We start from the raw sequence: 15740 nt of genomic DNA, 5'->3' as shown, positions 1-15740 counted from the left end.
TTTCGGGTGACAGTATGCTCACGCATGAATTCGGAATAATGCAGGAATATCCCCGCAAAAAAAGCTATAACGAATATACTCCCGAAAAATACGGCTGTATACCAGTGAATGACAACTTTATACTGCCGATATGTCCAAAGCTGAAAGAACTGCGCTGCTATTGGCACAGCCCTGACCGCCCGGAGTTCGGACTTGCATATTACGGTGTCACTCTCATACCGCCAGATTCTCTTGAAGCATTTATTGAGATAACACTGGGATATCCACAGCTTTCCGAGCTCACAGCTCTGCTTTCGGAGGCGCAGCGCGAGAATAAATTTGTGATACACTTCGGAGTATAATATCGCTTTTAAGCATATCGATAAGGAGAAAAACATGACTGTATTTTTATGCGGCTTTATGGGCTGCGGAAAATCTACTATAGGCAAGCTTGCAGCCAAAAAGCTTGGCTGCGGCTTCTGCGACACGGACGACCTCATCGTCCGCACTCTTGAAATGACCATTCCCGAGATATTCGAGAAAAAGGGAGAGCCTTTCTTCCGTCAGACCGAGGCTGAGATAGTAAAGTCCCTCTGCGGCAAGACCACAGTCGCAGCCTGCGGCGGCGGCGCCATGCTCAATCCCGATACCGCTAAGGCTGCAAAGGACGCAGGTGCGGAGATAATCTTCCTCGACGTCCCCTTTGAGGTCTGCTACGACCGCATAAAGGGCGATACCAACCGCCCTATCGTTATGAGGTCCACAAAGGAAGAGCTCTGCGAGCTCTATAACTCGCGCAGAGACGTTTACCTCAGGCACTCGACCATAAGACTGGAGTGCGGCGGAAGTCCCGTTGAAAATGCGGAGCTTATCGCCCGTTCACTCAGAAAGTGAGCGGCTATGCTTATCTATAATGCTGAAATTCATACCATGAGCGACCGCGGAGTTATCCCCTGCGGCTGGATCGAAACAGAGGACGGCAAGATAAAAGCCATGGAATCGGGAGCTCCGAAGGATATTCCCGACGGCAGCATAAATGCTGAGGGCGGTATGCTCCTCCCCGGATTTATCGACGCTCATACTCACCTCGGAATAATCGAGGACAGCCTCGACTTCGAGGGCGACGACTGCAACGAATCCACAGACCCTTTTACTCCGCAGATGAGGGCGATAGACGGTATAAACCCGTTCGACCGCTGCTTTGAGGAAGCGCGTTCACGGGGCATAACCGCTGTGGCTTCAAGCCCGGGCAGCGCAAACGCCTGCGGCGGCGAGATAGCCGCTATAAAAACTTATGGCAGACGTATCGACGATATGCTCATAAAGAGCTGCGGTATCAAGTTCGCTCTCGGTGAGAACCCCAAAAACGTCTACAACGGACGCGAGGAAACTCCCATAACGCGAATGGCTATAACCGCTCTTATCCGCGAGGGACTCTACAAGGCGCGGAGATACGTCCACGACATGGGCAGCTACTACTCCGACAGCGAGAACTACGATCCCCCCGAGTACGACATAAAGTGCGAGGCTCTCATGCCTCTCCTTGACCGCAAGGTAAAGGCTTTCTTCCACTGTCACCGCGCAGACGATATCTGCACGGCTTTGCGTATCTCGAAGGAGTTCGGGCTCGATCCCGTCATCATTCACGGCACGGAGGGACAGCTCATTGCGGATATCATCGCGGAGGAAAACGTCCCCGTTATATGCGGACCGCTGATATGCGACCGCTGCAAGCCAGAAATGCGCGGACTTGAGCTGAAAAACGCTTCTGTACTCCACGAAAACGGAGTAAAGATATGCATATGCACAGACCATACGGTAATACCAATACAGTATCTGCCCCTCTCCGCTCAGGCAGCGGTAAAGGGTGGGCTTGACCTCGGCGAGGCGCTGAAGACCCTTACTATCGCTCCTGCCGAGATACTCGGCATAGACGAGACCACCGGCTCACTCACAGAAGGCAAGGACGCGGATATACAGCTCTACAGAAAAGGTGCAAATCCCCTCGACCTCATGTCAGAACCTGTCCTTGTCATGGTAGACGGCAATATATGCCGCAGGGAGATATGATATGAAAAAGACTTTTTTTGCCGTTGTTTCGGCGGCAGCTCTTGCTTTTGCGTCACTTCCGGCAGCTTCGTTCGCTGCGGGAAAGGACTTCGCCTTTGAATACGAAATAAAGGATGAACAGGTAACTGTTACAGGCGGCACAGGCTTTATGGATACCATAAATATCCCCTCCGAGATAGAGGGACTTCCCGTTACTGCAGTGGCGGACAGCGCCTTTGCTGGAAATGAGGATATCATATCCTGCACTATCCCCGACAGCGTTAAAACAGTGGGCGCAAAGGCTTTCAGCAACTGCCCGAAGCTCGGCGAGCTCAGCATAGGCAAGGGACTGACGGCTATCGGCGATTATGCCTTTACTGCCTGCCCCGATCTGGACACAATTGATATCAGCTCCGATAATCCGACTTACACTGCGTTCAATAATTCGATCTACGATAATGAGAATACTCTTGTCCTGTACGGCGGAAAACAGCCTGCGGCTTCTATACTCTATACTGCAAAAGCTATCGGTAAGGGTGCATTCTTCGGAAAAACAAATATCAGAATGTTATTTATTCCCGAAAGTATAACTTCCATAGGCGACTATGCATTTTCAGGCTGTGTTTCGCTCTGGAGCGTCGAAATCCCCGATAGTGTCGTATCTCTCGGAAAAGGCTGCTTCATCAGCTGCAATTTAATTTCAGATGTTGAGCTCGGAAATTCCCTGACTGCGATCCCCGAGGATTGCTTCCACTCATGCAGCAGTCTGGAAAAAGTCTCGCTCGGAGATAATATCACTTCCATAGGCGACGACGCTTTCTACGGCTGTACGGAGCTCAAAAACCTGTATGTCCCACCGTCCGTAACTTCTATAGGCAGGGACGCCATAGGCAGGAAGTTCGATGTGAGGAGCTCCGCTTCCGAGAATATCGCGGGCTTCACCATAAGAGGCGAGAAAGGCTCGCAGGCTGAAAAATATGCCTCGGAATACGGTTTTTCCTTTACGGAAAAGCACTTTATAAAGGGAGATATCAACGACGACGGCTATATCGACGCCGTTGACGCAAGCTATGTCCTGAGAGAATACGCTCTTGTTTCCTCGGATCAGCCGTCTTCGTTCGCCTCCGAGCAGAAGGATGCCGCCGACTGGAACGGCGACGGTATCATAGATGCTGTTGATGCGTCGGGAATACTGGCGGAATATGCTGCCATTGCCACAGGCAGAAAAGTCTGAACAGGCCCTCTCCGCTTTAACGCTGAGTTACTTTAGTATAACACATTGCTTTTTTCGCCAAAACCCGACCATTTTTGAAAATAAAATTCTATACGTTCCCTTCTTCCGAAACTATTGACATAAGGCGCAAAAAATAGTATCATTAAAGTTAATATTACAACTGCAAGGAGGAATTTTTATGCTGACTGATATGAACAGCAAATTTCAGAAGGAAGGTCTTACCTTCGACGATGTGCTGCTTATCCCCGCTGAATCCAATGTTACGCCCAACATGATACAGATCGGTACTCAGCTCACTAAAACCGTTCGACTCAATACTCCGATAATGACTGCCGCTATGGACACCGTTACAGATTCCCGTATGGCTATCGCTATCGCCCGTGAAGGCGGTATCGGTATCATCCACAAGAATATGTCCATCGAACAGCAGGCTGACGAAGTGGACAAGGTAAAGAGAAGCGAAAACGGCGTTATCGTCAACCCGTTCTCCCTCACCGAGGATCATATCGTTGCCGACGCTGACGAGATCATGGGCAAATTCAAGATCTCAGGCGTCCCGATAGTTGACGGCAAGGGCAAGCTCGTTGGTATCATCACCAACAGAGATATGCGCTTCCTCACAGACTTTACCGCTAAGATCTCCGACGTTATGACCAAGGACAACCTTATCACTGCTCCCGTCGGTACTACTCTCGAACAGGCTCAGGAAATTCTCCGCGCACACAAGATCGAAAAGCTCCCTATCGTTGACGAGGCAGGCTACCTCAAGGGACTTATCACTATAAAGGATATCGAGAAATCCGTACAGTACCCCAACTCCGCACGTGACAGCAAGGGCAGACTCCTCTGCGGCGCTGCTATCGGAGTTACCGCAAACGTGCTTGAAAGAGCAAAGGCTCTTATCGACGCACAGGTGGACGTGCTTGTTCTCGACTCGGCTCACGGACACAGCGCAAACATCATCAAGTGCCTGAAAATGGTCAAGGAAGCATTCCCCGAGATCCCGGTTATCGCCGGAAATATCGCTACAGCAGAAGCTGCAGAGGCTCTTATCGCAGCAGGCGCCGACTGCCTCAAGGTCGGTATCGGCCCCGGCTCCATATGCACCACCCGTGTTGTTGCAGGTATCGGCGTTCCGCAGATCACAGCCGTTTATGACGTTGCCTGCGTAGCTCAGAAGTACGGTATCCCCGTTATCGCTGACGGCGGTATCAAGTACTCGGGCGATATCGTTAAGGCTCTCGCAGCAGGCGCTAATGTAGTTATGCTCGGCTCTCTCCTTGCAGGCTGCGCGGAAGCTCCCGGTGAAACAGAGATATATCAGGGCCGTCAGTTCAAGGTATACAGAGGCATGGGCAGTCTCGGCGCAATGGCTTGCGGCTCCAAGGACAGATACTTCCAGGAGGGCGCCAAGAAGCTGGTTCCCGAGGGCGTTGAGGGTCGTGTTCCCTTCAAGGGCCCCCTTGCAGATACTATATTCCAGCTCGTCGGAGGTATCCGCTCCGGTATGGGCTACTGCGGCTGCGTAGATATCCCGACTCTCCACGAAAAGGCTAAGTTCATACGCATTACAGGCGCAGGACTTAAAGAGAGCCACCCTCATGATATCTATATCACTAAGGAAGCTCCTAACTATTCAACTTCAATATGAGCAAAAGGCGGACTTTGTGTCCGCCTTTTTTAGTGTTCAGTTATTAGTCAGGGCGTGCAAGTTGTGCGCCCGTGTTCCTGTACATGACATCTTTAGGGGACGAGGATCACTCACTCCAGCATAAAAAAGGGCTGCCTTCCGGCAGCCCTTGCTGTTTATTGCTTATTCTTCTCCGTTTTCGGAATTATTCCCGTCATCATCGTCGGTATCGGCTTCATCGTCGCTCATTATCTTCTTGTACTTCTTCTCTTCTTCCAGCTCTTTAGCCTTTTTAGCGGCTTTGCGGGCACCTGCGGTGGCAGTTTTCCTGCTGCGCTTCATGAGAGTCAGTGCGAAAACGAGAGCGGCTGCGATAAGGCCTATCATAATTGCGATGAAAGCCACTCTTTTTATGTTGACATCGGTAACAGTATGCGATATCTTTTCTGATTTGGAGTACTTTTCGCCTGCCGAGCCTGAGAAAACACTCATATTGAAGTCCTCGAGCTTCTGTCTTTCGGAGTTCTCAACTGTGTATCCGAAAGCATTCTCCCCTATAGTCTTTACGCTTTTCGGGATACTTACCTGTTTCAGCTCGTCGCAGACAAAGAAAGCCTCCTTGCCTATGGACTCAACGCCCTCCGGAAGGATTATCTTATTGAGCTTCATACAGTACGCGAAAGCAAGCTCATCAATGGTTCTGACAGTTGTCGGGATACTGAGAGAGAGGATATTCTGGTCAAAGAGAAAAGCTCCCATGCCTATTGACCTGAGTCCCTCAGAGAAGTCCACGTTTTTCAGATCAGAACACTGTCTGAAAGCCTCGTCGCCCATAGTAAGAACGGATGAGGGGATATGCACTGAGGTTATCTTTGCACAGGTGGAGAAAGCTCCCGAGCATATCTCAGCAGTACCCGAAGGTATGTTTATCTCTCCCTCGGTCTCTACGGAGGCGCGGTATATCCTCTTTTTGTCCTTGTCCATGAGCATATTGTCCTCATAGATATAGGAGCCGTTTTCAGAGGTGTCTATATTCTTTATGCTGTACCAGCAGCCCATTGCGTTATCGCCTATGTTAAGGAGCGAAGACGGAAGCTTGAAGCTTTCGATCCTGCCGCACTGATAGAAAGCGTACTCACCGATATCGGTGACATTTCCGCCCATTTTCACCTCGCGGAGATTGTCGCACAGAGCAAAGGTATATGGCTGTATTTCCGTAATAGTATCGGGGATATCAATGCTTTCGAGGGCCGAGCAGCTGAAAAATGCATGGTCTCCGAGGCTTTTGAGCTTGCGCGGGAGAGTTACCTTTTTCAGTGCAGGGCAGCCGTAAAATGCATTTTTCTCGATAGTTGTGACTGAATCGGGGATAGTCAGCGAGCCGATACCCGTACATTCCGCAAAAGCTCCCTCGCCGATACAGGTTATAGCCGTACCGTTTCGCACAGAAGGGACTTCCTCGACGATGATAGCCGTGCATTTCGTTATTTTATATGTTTTTTCAGGGGTAAGCTCATAGTAGAACGAGCCGTCGTAGAGAGTATCCTCCGCGCCCGTTAATTCGTCGGCAAAAGCTCCTGCGGGCAGACAGCACAGAGCAGCTGCTCCTGCTGCAAGAATGGCGGCGAGCTTATTCATCATCTTCTTCAACGTTCTCGCCCTCCTCTTCACCGGCAGCTTCTTCCGCCTTTTTCCTGCGGCGCTCCGCAGCTTTAGCTTTTCTTTCGGCAGACTCCTTCTTAGCCTTGCCCTTTTTAACGGCTTTTCCTGTGAATACGCCGATGATACCAAGCAAAGCAGCTCCGATAATGCCTGCCATGGTGTACACGAAGCCCGAAGACATATTCTTTCCGAGCACCTTTGTAGTGCCCGTAACTACCTTTATGCCCTCTCTCTGCGCGTATTTATAGGCTTCAGAGCCCTCGTCCGCATAGAGTGTGAAGCCCTCGACAAGAACGTCGTCAGGCTCGCCGTTTTCGGTATCGGCGGTCTCCTTGTAGTAGTAGCCGAAAGCGTAATCGCCTATCTCGCTGAGAGAGCTGGGCAGGCGCAGGCTTTTCAGCGCAACACAGCTGTATATAGCGTCTGAGTCAAGCTTTTCGAGCTTATCCGACACTTCAAAGGACGAAAGGCTCTCGCAGTTCTCGAACGCATATGCGTTTATCACTTTGACATTGGGGAGCTTCACGCTTTCGAGGTAGTGGCAGTTTGCAAAGGCGGACTGAGCTATCTCAGTAACGCTTTCGGGAGCTGTAAAGCTCTTGTCGGTTTTGTTTGCAGGGTAAGCCATGAGAACGGACTTGTCGCTGTTGTACATTATGCCGTTTTCCGTGATGAAGCTGCTGCCGCTGCCGATGTCTATATTCTCGAGAGCAGTACAGAATATGAACGGCTCATTGTCGTTCCATTCCTTGAGAGTGCCTGCGGCTTTGAAGTTCCTGAGTGCCGAACAGTCGCAGAATATACGGTTTCCGATAGTCTCGGCGCCGAGGAACTCAACGGTCTCAAGGGCACCGCAGCCGTCGAAAGCACGGTCTCCTATGAGCTTGACGCTTGCGGGGAGAGTTATCTTTTTTAGTTCCTTGCAGTTGTAGAAAGCCATTTCCCTCAGCTCCTCAACGCCGTCGGGGAGGATTATCTCCGAAGCCTGAGAAATACTGAAGCAGCTTGGATATATCTTTACTATCCTGTGTCCGTCTATCTCCGCAGGAACATTGAGGACGCCGTTCTCCTCGGAATAACAGCAGGTAAGAACAGCGCCTTCATCGGTAACTCCGTACTCGTAGTCGCCTGATTTTATTCTTTCAAGGTTGAGGTAATCCTGTTCCTGCTGATATTCCTCACGGGTAAGGAATACGAAGTTGTTCTTGTAATCGTATTCGGTATCGGAGTCGGTAGCGTATCTCTGAGCGGCAGAACCAAGCTTTCCCACCATGGTAAAGCTGTCGTCCGCAACTATGTTGCCTACAGTATTCGTATAATAGCCGAAAGCACAGTAGCCTATCTCGGCAACGTTATCAGGTATAACAATGGCGGAAAGTCCGGTATTTATAAAAGCGTACTGACCTATCTCTATAAGCGATTCGGGGAGCTTTATCTCCTTGAGTATGGGACAGCTCGAAAAAGCTCCGCCGCCGATGTAGGTGAGCCCCTCGGGGAGCTTTACATCGCTGAGAGTTGAACAGCTCGAAAGAGCATAGGGAAGTATCTCCGTTACCTTTGTATTGCTGAGGTCTATGGAAGTCATCCTCGGCAGGCAGGCAATGGAGAAATAGCCTATTTTTTCAAGTCCGTCGGGGAGCTTTATCTCTTCGAGACCTGTGTCGTAAAGTGCGGAAGTGCCAAGAGTCTTTACACTGTCGGGAACAGTAAAGGAAGTGCCGCCTTTTTTGCATGGGTAGCAGATGAGGGTATCCTTTGACTTTGTATAAAGGATATCGTCCTCGGTGCAGTAGTCCTTATTTTCCTTTGCAACGCTTATCTTTTCCAGCTTTGTGCAGTACATGAAGGGATTGCTGTCAGAGATATAGGTTATGGATGCAGGGAGCTTCACCTCGGTTATGGGATTGTTGTCGGGATCGCTTCCGAAAGCCTTCTTGCCCAGCTCTGTAACTGCGATACCGTCCAGTTCATCAGGCACTTCGAGGACTTCGGCGGTGCCTGTATAGTCCTCGATACAAACTGTATCGTCATGAGTCTTTGAGTAAAGGAAGTCGCCGCTCTTTATATATGTATCGTCGTCCTCCTCGTCGTCATCTTCCTCCTGAAGTGCGTCGGAAACAGGGATATCCTCCTTGTCTTCCTCTGCAAACGCGCTCGTTACAGGAGCTGCCGCATAAGCGCAGATAAGCAGACCTGCAATAAATGCAGCGATTTTTTTACGTTCAAGCATAATATTACCCTCTCATCAGAATATGTTTAAGTCTATACATTAAAATGTGATATAATGATCGCAACACGAACATTATAGCATAATACGCGCGATATTGCAATAAATTTCACTTATTTTTCGCATTTGCAGCGTTTTTTTCAGATATCGTCCACATTTTCGCCGAAAACAGCTCTGATGACAGCTTTAAGCGTATTTACCGAGAAATAGTCCTCTGTTTCAAAGAGTTCCAGCAGCTTTTCCATGTTTTCTTCGCAGTATTCGGTCTCTTTTGAGTAGTTTTTCGCTGTTTCGGCACAGTCCTCAAAGCTCCGGGCACCGTTTCCGGCAGTATCACAGCGGAACAGCTCGCCGATGAAAAGGGTGCTGACAACTGCAAAAGACGCATAGCCAAGGATATTTCCGTCGTAAACGCTCTTCATGACGTAACGGAAGAGAAAATATGCGGCTATCCTGCGAAGATACGGGATATGCTCCGCATCGGCAGGTACAGCGCCTTTGAGCTTCTCCGCACAGCTCCGTATATAGGGAAGCCATTTTTCGTCAATGGGTTCGAGCTCTGAGAAACAGCGGAATATTGCCTGCAAAGCCCTATCGCAGTCAACTTCGGCTTCGTTCCGTGCGGTTGGCATATCTATGCACTCCCGTGCCTTTACTGCCGTGTCAAGGACATAGCAGAGAGCCTCCGCGAACGGCGTATCATCGCTGCATACAGCTTCGAGCATAGCTGTACGGGCTTCGAGCAGCATATCAAAGAGCTCCTCGTCGTACTCGCCTGCGGCTTCTTCAAAGGGAACTTCCTCCTCGCACAGCTCAAATGGGCGGGAGAGTATCAGCCGTGCCGAGGCTTCGCAGCAAAGCCCTGTCCCGCCCTCCTTGACAGTGCCGAACCACTCGAAATACCGTGGATGCTCGGCACATATATGGCAGAGGTTCTCCTCGCCGAGCTCGGTGTAGATGTCGCAGAGCCCCTCTTTATTGAGAAACGGGCAGCGCTCGTCCTCTGTGAGCACAAAGCTGCCGTCTTTTATACTATTCCGCAGCCTTTCGCCGAAAGCGCCCTTTACCGCCGCGTATTTCGCAGCAGCAGCCTCGTCTATGTCTATCTCCCAGCCCTTACAGCAGCTGTCCCTGCATTCGCCTGCGATACAGCGGAAATCGCGGCAGTATACGGGTGTACGGTAAATCATAGTATCCTCCTTGCAAAAGCAAAGGGACTGATCAACAGTCCCTTTTTTAGCATAAATCAGTTTTTTGTCATAGCCCTGAGGTTTTTGTGTTCCTTTATGAGCTCCGCTCTGTTGAACTCCTCGGGAGTCGTGAATGTCGGAACTATATCGTGCAGCGCCTGAACGGCTTCCTCGTTGAGGTTGTGGTTGGCAGCGTTGCGGAGCCTGCGGAGCTTTCTTATAAAGACATCGCAGTTCAGCTCTATCTGATTTCCGATGAATATGAGCTTGTTGGAGGTCTGCTTCAGACCCTCCTCGTTCATGAGGAGCTCCTCACGAAGCTTTTCGCCAGGACGGAGACCTGTGAACTTTATCTCCACGTCGGTATACGGCTTCTTGCCGTACATACGGATAAGGTTTTCAGCAAGCTTTACGATATGTACGGGCTGACCCATATCAAGCACGAATATCTCTCCTCCGTGAGCTATTGCGGCAGCTTCCATAACGAGGCTGACTGCCTCGGGTATAGTCATGAAGTACCTGATAACGTCAGGGTGAGTTACAGTCACGGGCTTGCCGCTCTCTATCTGCTTGCGGAAGAGCGGTATTACAGAGCCGTGGGAGCCGAGGACGTTGCCGAAGCGTGTGGTCACGAACTCGGTGCAGCCGTCATGCTGCTGAGAGAGGTACTGTATTATCATTTCGCAGCAGCGCTTTGAAGCTCCCATTACGTTGGTGGGGTTTACCGCCTTGTCGGTTGAGACCATGACGAACTTCTGTACGTTGTGGAACTGCGCCAGAGTCGCTACATTGAATGTGCCGATAACGTTGTTCTTTATAGCTTCCATAGGCGAATTTTCCATAAGGGGAACGTGCTTGTGTGCAGCCGCATGGAAAATGATATTGGGCTTGTACTTGTCCATAATGGAATTCATGCGGTCGTAGTCTCTTACGGAAGCGATAAGCACTGTGAGCTTGAGGCTGTCGCCGTACTCCATTATGAGTTCCTGCTGGATATCGTAGGCGTTGTTCTCATAGATATCGACTATAATCACGCGCTCAGGGTCGTACTTTGCTATCTGACGGACAAGCTCGGAGCCGATAGAACCGCCGCCGCCTGTTACCATGCAGACCTTGCCGCTGATGAAATCGCGTATATCCTCATTGTCGAATTTTATAGGTGAACGTCCGAGAAGATCCTCGAACCTGATATCATGCATCTGCGAGAGCAGAGGATTGTTCTTGTCGTTGAAAATAAGGTTTCCTATGAAGGGAACGACCTTAACGGGAAGATTTGTTCCCGCACAGATGTCCAGTATCCTCTTTTTCTCGTCGTCGAGGCATGAGGGGATAGCGAAGATTATCTGCTCAACGTGGTGCTGATCCACGTATTTTATTATCTCACTGGTGGTTCCGACTACGGTAATGCCCTGTATTTCCGTACCTATCTTGCTTCTGTCGTCATCGATGATACAAACGGGCTCGTAGTCTGCGGAGATGTTATCGGAAGCAGACCTCTGTGCGTTCTTGATCTCTGTGAGTATCATTTTGCAGGTCTGACCGCCGCCGACTATCATGGTACGCTTCTTGGTACTGTCAGTTGCGGAAGCCTTGATGGTGACGAAAGCCTCCTTGAAAAGCAACCTGAACAGGCATACGCCGATGAGAGTAAGTGCTCCGTGCAGGCACATGAAGCTGAGAGGCACCTGCTTGCGTATCAAATAAACGATGATGCCGGAAGAAAAGAAGCCGAAGACTACTCCGTAAAAACAGGATAAGTAATCGTGCTTGTTGAAGAATCTCCACAGCTTATTGTAAGCGTTGAAAATAAACAGGCAGCTGCAACAGGTTAAAGCGCCTATTATGAAGCTTATGAGCAGTCCCGAGCTGCTTATCGCCTTTCCGAAGAAAGACAGTGTGAAATTCGTGATAAGTGACGCAGTTACAACGATAAAAGCGTCTGCCAGAACGAGTATAGCCCGCCTGAAGCTGAACTTTTCCAATAATTTTTTCAAAACCTTAACCCCCCATCAGCCCTGCAAGGAGCTGATATTCTCCTTCTATCAAATATTTTGTGCAGTAACGATCAGACTTGCAGGCTCAAGAAGCTCGTCCGAAGCCTTTAGTATACCGGGATCGCATTTTTCTGTCAACATATCCCAGTTAGGTCGTCTGCCTTCGGTATTATGCGCGTCGCTGCCGAACACCACCTTTTTGCCGCTTTTCAGTACTCTTCCGAGGAACTCTTCCTCTTCGGGAACGAGGAAGGCGTCGTTGTTGAACTGGAAAACAGCGTCTAATTTCAGCAGCTTTTCAATATTTTCGGGCGAATAATACTGAAGATAACGGTGAACGTGTGCGAGTATCACCGTAAGACCGAGTTCCGAAGAGAAAGCGTTTATCTCCTCTGACATCCAGTCTTCATGTTCGCGGTAGGGCAGCTCAAGGAGTATCATATCGGAATCCTCGAAAGCAAGCTGCTCGATACCTTGGATTTTTGAAACACCGTGCTCTATGGCGATCTCCGCGCCGAGCACTATATTCGGAACGGCGGCTGTGTCCCATACGCTGTCAAGAGCGTCTTCCCGCCGCAGCAGATATTCTGTCAGTGATCTTTCCTCATGGGCATAGAAATGGGGAGTTGCTATGATACGCTCAACTCCCTGCTCTTTCATTATTTCTATCATTTCAAGAGCTGTTTCCACGTCTGCAGCGCCGTCGTCCATAAACGGCAGAATGTGACAATGGTAATCAGTAAGCATATTCTGTTGTCTTCCTTTTTCTTTGTTCTGTACATTTAATTGTTAAAGCATTATATATATTTTTCGCTTTTATAATATTGCATAAAAAATCGCATTATATGTTTTCGTGTATCTATCCTGCGATACCGCTATAATTATATAATAATTTAAGTGTATTTGTCAATAGGGAAAATTTAATTAATTTTGTTTTATAGTTCATAAACAATCAATATCAATGTTAATACTAAAAATATATTATCAGAGAGATAACGCTCTGCGGTGCGATCGTGAACGCTCCGGCTTGCAGAAACAAAAAAGCAGCTGCATAAGCAGCTGCTTTTTAAGAGGTATATGGATCAATTAGTGCTTAGCTATCAGTCGATAACTGTACCTTCTGCAACGGGGAGAGACTTTACGAGGTTGAGGAGGTAAAGCTGGATAACCTGAGCGTCCTTTACAGTAACGCCGTCGTTTCCGTAAACGTCAGCATTGAGCTTGCCATATTCCTCAAGTGTATACTTGTTGGGGTTAGCAAGGGACTGCATGATCTTTACAGCGTCGCTGAGGTCTACCTGACCGTCAAGGTTAGCATCGCCTGAGAGACCGCCTGTATGAGGTCCGTCTGTCTTTGAAGATGTAACAGTTGAAGTTGTAGCCTCGGTTGTAGTAGTAGTTGCTGTTGTTGTGGTTGTGCTTGTAGTAGTTGTTGTAGTGGTTGTAGTTGTTGTGGTTGCTTCTGTTGTGGTAGTAGTTGTCTCAACAGCTGCAGCACCGAAGTTGTACTCAACCATGTCTACGAGCTCTGCCTGATACCAGATCTGGCACTCAGCAGAAGCGATACCTGCAGGGAACTTGCTCATAGGTATCTTAACTGTGAGGTCGCCGTTGGCATCTGTTGTGCCCTTCCACTCTACCTGCTCCCAGCCGTCGCCGTTATAGCCTACACATCCGTTGGTAACAGTGTTCTTTTCGCCCTTGAATGTAAGGATAAGGTCGTCGCCTGCCTGAGCGTTGGCGAAATCGATCTTGTACTTCTTGGTCTTGTCAACTTCAACTTCGATATCAACCTCGGGAGCTGTAAGGATAACGATCTTCTCGATGTTGGTAACGTCGTCTGTTCTTGCCTGCATATGGTTAACTGTTGAAAGGTCCTTCCATGCAGCGGGGAGCTGCTTGCTTACGAGGTAGTAAGCTATGCCGTTAGCCTCGTCAACTACGTAAGGCTTGAATTCTGTCCAGTTGCCGTACTCAGCGTCTGAGAATGCGAGGATAGGAGTTGTACCTGTGAACTTGATAGCAACTTCCTTGCCCTCAAGCTGTGACCATGAGATCTCCTGACCGGGAGTTGTGTTCTCGTAGGTCTTTGACTTGGAAGCGTCGATCTCTACAGCCTTGTCTCTGAAAACAGTACCTGCCGAGAGGTCCTGATGATTGTAGGTAGGTATCTTTCTTTCGCTGCCCCACTTGATAGATGTATCGTTCATAACTTCCATCATCTTGTTGATAACAGGAAGGCTTGTCTGATACCACTCGCCTGTCTCACGGTTGATATAGCCGTGGCACTCGCCGGGATCCTTGGGGTTTGACTCTGTGTTGTTGTCCCAGAGACAGCATGGGATACCGTACTTCTTTGCTGTTGAGAAGTAGAGGTTTGTCCACTCTACACGAGCTTCTGTGTTTCCGAAGTTTGATGTGCCCATTTCGCCGATTACAACAGGGATATCCTTGTCAAGGAAGAGATCGCGCATACCCTGGAGTGTATCAGCGAGGTTCTGAGCGTAAGCGCCTGTGAATACAGAGTGATCTGCAACAGCTGTATTCATAGTGAAGTCATAAGGTGTATAAGCGTGGATAGAAATAGCTACATACGGATCGTCGGGAACGTCGATCTCCTTGAGGAATGTCTGCTCGGCACTTGCACAGTAGCCGGGAAGCATAAGGAGACGGGTCTTTGCGTAATCGCCGTCCATGCCTCTGATGAGCTTTACGAAGTCAGCTTCGAGCTTGTTGATAACTTCGCACTCGGGAACTGCCTTTGCAGCCCACCACTCGTGGTCTGTACCAACTGCACGGGGCTCGTTCATGCACTCAAAAATGAGGTGCTGGTCGTAGTCCTTGAACTCTGTAGCGATCTGAGTCCAGATCTTCATGAGTTTTGGCTGGATATCATTGTAAGCGTTAAGAAGGTCGCCTCTGTTTATCCAGTTCTCGTGGTGAACGTTGAGGATTATGTACATATCGTTCTTGATACCGTAATCTACAACTTCCTTAACACGAGCCATCCACTGCGGGTCGATGTTGTTGTCTGAGTCAAGGTGCTGGAACCATGTTGTCGGGATACGGACTGTGTTGAAGCCCTTAGCCTTGAGTGCGTCAAAAAGCTGCTGGCTTGCCTTGGGGCAGCCCCATGCTGTTTCTGTCTCGAGACCTGCTGTGGTGAAATCGCCCTTGGCGTCACCTGCTTTTGCGTCAAGAGTATTACCGAGGTTCCAGCCGATCTTCATGTTTTCTGTAATCTCAAAAGCTGTCATTGTTTTGTCCGCAGCAACAACATAGTTGTCAAGCGGAGCAATGCGGAGCGATGAAAGCATACATACTGCAGCAGCAGAAATGCTTATGAAACGCTTCACATTCTTAGATGAATTGAACATGATATTTTCCTCCCTAAAATATTGTTAGTTTGGGTTGTTTTCCTTTAAGGTCCAGTGCAGTAACCCTAAAGCATTTGACACTTATAGTTTAGCATATATGTAGAAAAAAGTCAAGATACTTTGTGCAAAATGCAACAAATTTAGCATAGAAATATTGGTGGGATAATTAGTACAAATGCCAATGAAATCCGCATACCTTGCGGATTTATGTTTCCTTATTGTTATTTTGATATAATATTTTCATGCTATTAAACAAAATATTACTTTTTATGTAAATCCAGTTACCATATACACACTTTATTAATTTTTAGTTCTTGATATTGCTATTTTGTTTAGCCATCAGCAACCGCTCGTGAAGGGGTTATTTGCGCAGCAAAAAGCCCCTGCAACAGCAGGGG

The 15740-nt window shown here is 48.9% G+C and carries 11 protein-coding genes; 5 read left to right on the top strand and 6 right to left on the bottom strand.

What is annotated here, in order from left to right; all coding sequences use genetic code 11:
* Positions 1–14 precede the first annotated feature (14 nt).
* From IKW96_RS11750 to guaB, 5 genes are all read left to right on the top strand, one after another.
* Positions 15–341: a hypothetical protein gene (locus IKW96_RS11750; RefSeq protein WP_296574990.1), complete on the top strand. Its 327-nt coding sequence runs from the start codon at positions 15–17 to the stop codon at positions 339–341.
* A 34-nt stretch (positions 342–375) separates the two neighbouring features.
* Entirely contained in the window at positions 376–873 is a 498-nt protein-coding gene (locus IKW96_RS11745; protein ID WP_296574987.1) for a shikimate kinase, read from the top strand.
* Between the two features lie 6 nt (positions 874–879).
* A complete protein-coding gene (locus IKW96_RS11740; RefSeq protein ID WP_296574985.1) occupies positions 880–2049 on the top strand; it encodes an amidohydrolase in 1170 nt (389 codons plus the stop codon).
* A gap of 1 nt (position 2050) precedes the next feature.
* Entirely contained in the window at positions 2051–3262 is a 1212-nt protein-coding gene (locus IKW96_RS11735; RefSeq protein WP_296574982.1) for a leucine-rich repeat protein, read from the top strand.
* A 178-nt stretch (positions 3263–3440) separates the two neighbouring features.
* Positions 3441–4913, top strand: coding sequence for an IMP dehydrogenase (guaB, locus tag IKW96_RS11730; protein WP_296574979.1), 1473 nt, complete (start codon positions 3441–3443; stop codon positions 4911–4913).
* A gap of 162 nt (positions 4914–5075) precedes the next feature.
* Here guaB and IKW96_RS11725 read toward each other — a convergent pair whose 3' ends face one another.
* From IKW96_RS11725 to IKW96_RS11700, 6 genes are all read right to left on the bottom strand, one after another.
* On the bottom strand, positions 5076–6533 hold the full coding sequence (locus IKW96_RS11725) for a leucine-rich repeat domain-containing protein (RefSeq protein ID WP_296575366.1): 1458 nt from the start codon (positions 6531–6533) through the stop codon (positions 5076–5078).
* Positions 6523–8784, bottom strand: a complete 2262-nt coding sequence (locus IKW96_RS11720) for a leucine-rich repeat domain-containing protein (protein ID WP_296574977.1) — start codon at positions 8782–8784, stop codon at positions 6523–6525. The genes IKW96_RS11725 and IKW96_RS11720 overlap by 11 nt, the downstream gene beginning before the upstream one ends.
* A gap of 137 nt (positions 8785–8921) precedes the next feature.
* Positions 8922–9971 (bottom strand): flagellin lysine-N-methylase, encoded by a 1050-nt coding sequence (fliB, locus tag IKW96_RS11715; RefSeq protein ID WP_296574974.1) that lies wholly within the window; start codon positions 9969–9971, stop codon positions 8922–8924.
* 56 nt (positions 9972–10027) lie between these two features.
* Positions 10028–11965: a nucleoside-diphosphate sugar epimerase/dehydratase gene (locus IKW96_RS11710; RefSeq protein WP_296574971.1), complete on the bottom strand. Its 1938-nt coding sequence runs from the start codon at positions 11963–11965 to the stop codon at positions 10028–10030.
* Positions 11966–12013: 48 nt separating this feature from the next.
* Positions 12014–12712, bottom strand: coding sequence for a CpsB/CapC family capsule biosynthesis tyrosine phosphatase (locus tag IKW96_RS11705; RefSeq protein WP_296574969.1), 699 nt, complete (start codon positions 12710–12712; stop codon positions 12014–12016).
* 353 nt (positions 12713–13065) lie between these two features.
* On the bottom strand, positions 13066–15342 hold the full coding sequence (locus tag IKW96_RS11700; protein ID WP_296574967.1) for a cellulase family glycosylhydrolase: 2277 nt from the start codon (positions 15340–15342) through the stop codon (positions 13066–13068).
* Positions 15343–15740 lie beyond the last annotated feature (398 nt).

Source organism: Ruminococcus sp. (genome assembly GCF_017549005.1).
GTDB lineage: Bacteria > Bacillota > Clostridia > Oscillospirales > Ruminococcaceae > Ruminococcus.
This window is presented reverse-complemented; position numbering and strand designations above follow the sequence as displayed.

Excerpts from the sequence above, each read along its gene's own strand:
- IKW96_RS11700 (WP_296574967.1), bottom strand. The coding sequence starts at position 15,342 with ATGTTCAATTCATCTAAGAATGTGAAGCGTTTCATAAGCATTTCTGCT.
- IKW96_RS11720 (WP_296574977.1), bottom strand. The coding sequence starts at position 8,784 with ATGCTTGAACGTAAAAAAATCGCTGCATTTATTGCAGGTCTGCTTATC.
- guaB (WP_296574979.1), top strand. The coding sequence starts at position 3,441 with ATGCTGACTGATATGAACAGCAAATTTCAGAAGGAAGGTCTTACCTTC.
- fliB (WP_296574974.1), bottom strand. The coding sequence starts at position 9,971 with ATGATTTACCGTACACCCGTATACTGCCGCGATTTCCGCTGTATCGCA.
- IKW96_RS11745 (WP_296574987.1), top strand. The coding sequence starts at position 376 with ATGACTGTATTTTTATGCGGCTTTATGGGCTGCGGAAAATCTACTATA.
- IKW96_RS11735 (WP_296574982.1), top strand. The coding sequence starts at position 2,051 with ATGAAAAAGACTTTTTTTGCCGTTGTTTCGGCGGCAGCTCTTGCTTTT.
- IKW96_RS11740 (WP_296574985.1), top strand. The coding sequence starts at position 880 with ATGCTTATCTATAATGCTGAAATTCATACCATGAGCGACCGCGGAGTT.
- IKW96_RS11750 (WP_296574990.1), top strand. The coding sequence starts at position 15 with ATGCTCACGCATGAATTCGGAATAATGCAGGAATATCCCCGCAAAAAA.
- IKW96_RS11705 (WP_296574969.1), bottom strand. The coding sequence starts at position 12,712 with ATGCTTACTGATTACCATTGTCACATTCTGCCGTTTATGGACGACGGC.
- IKW96_RS11725 (WP_296575366.1), bottom strand. The coding sequence starts at position 6,533 with ATGATGAATAAGCTCGCCGCCATTCTTGCAGCAGGAGCAGCTGCTCTG.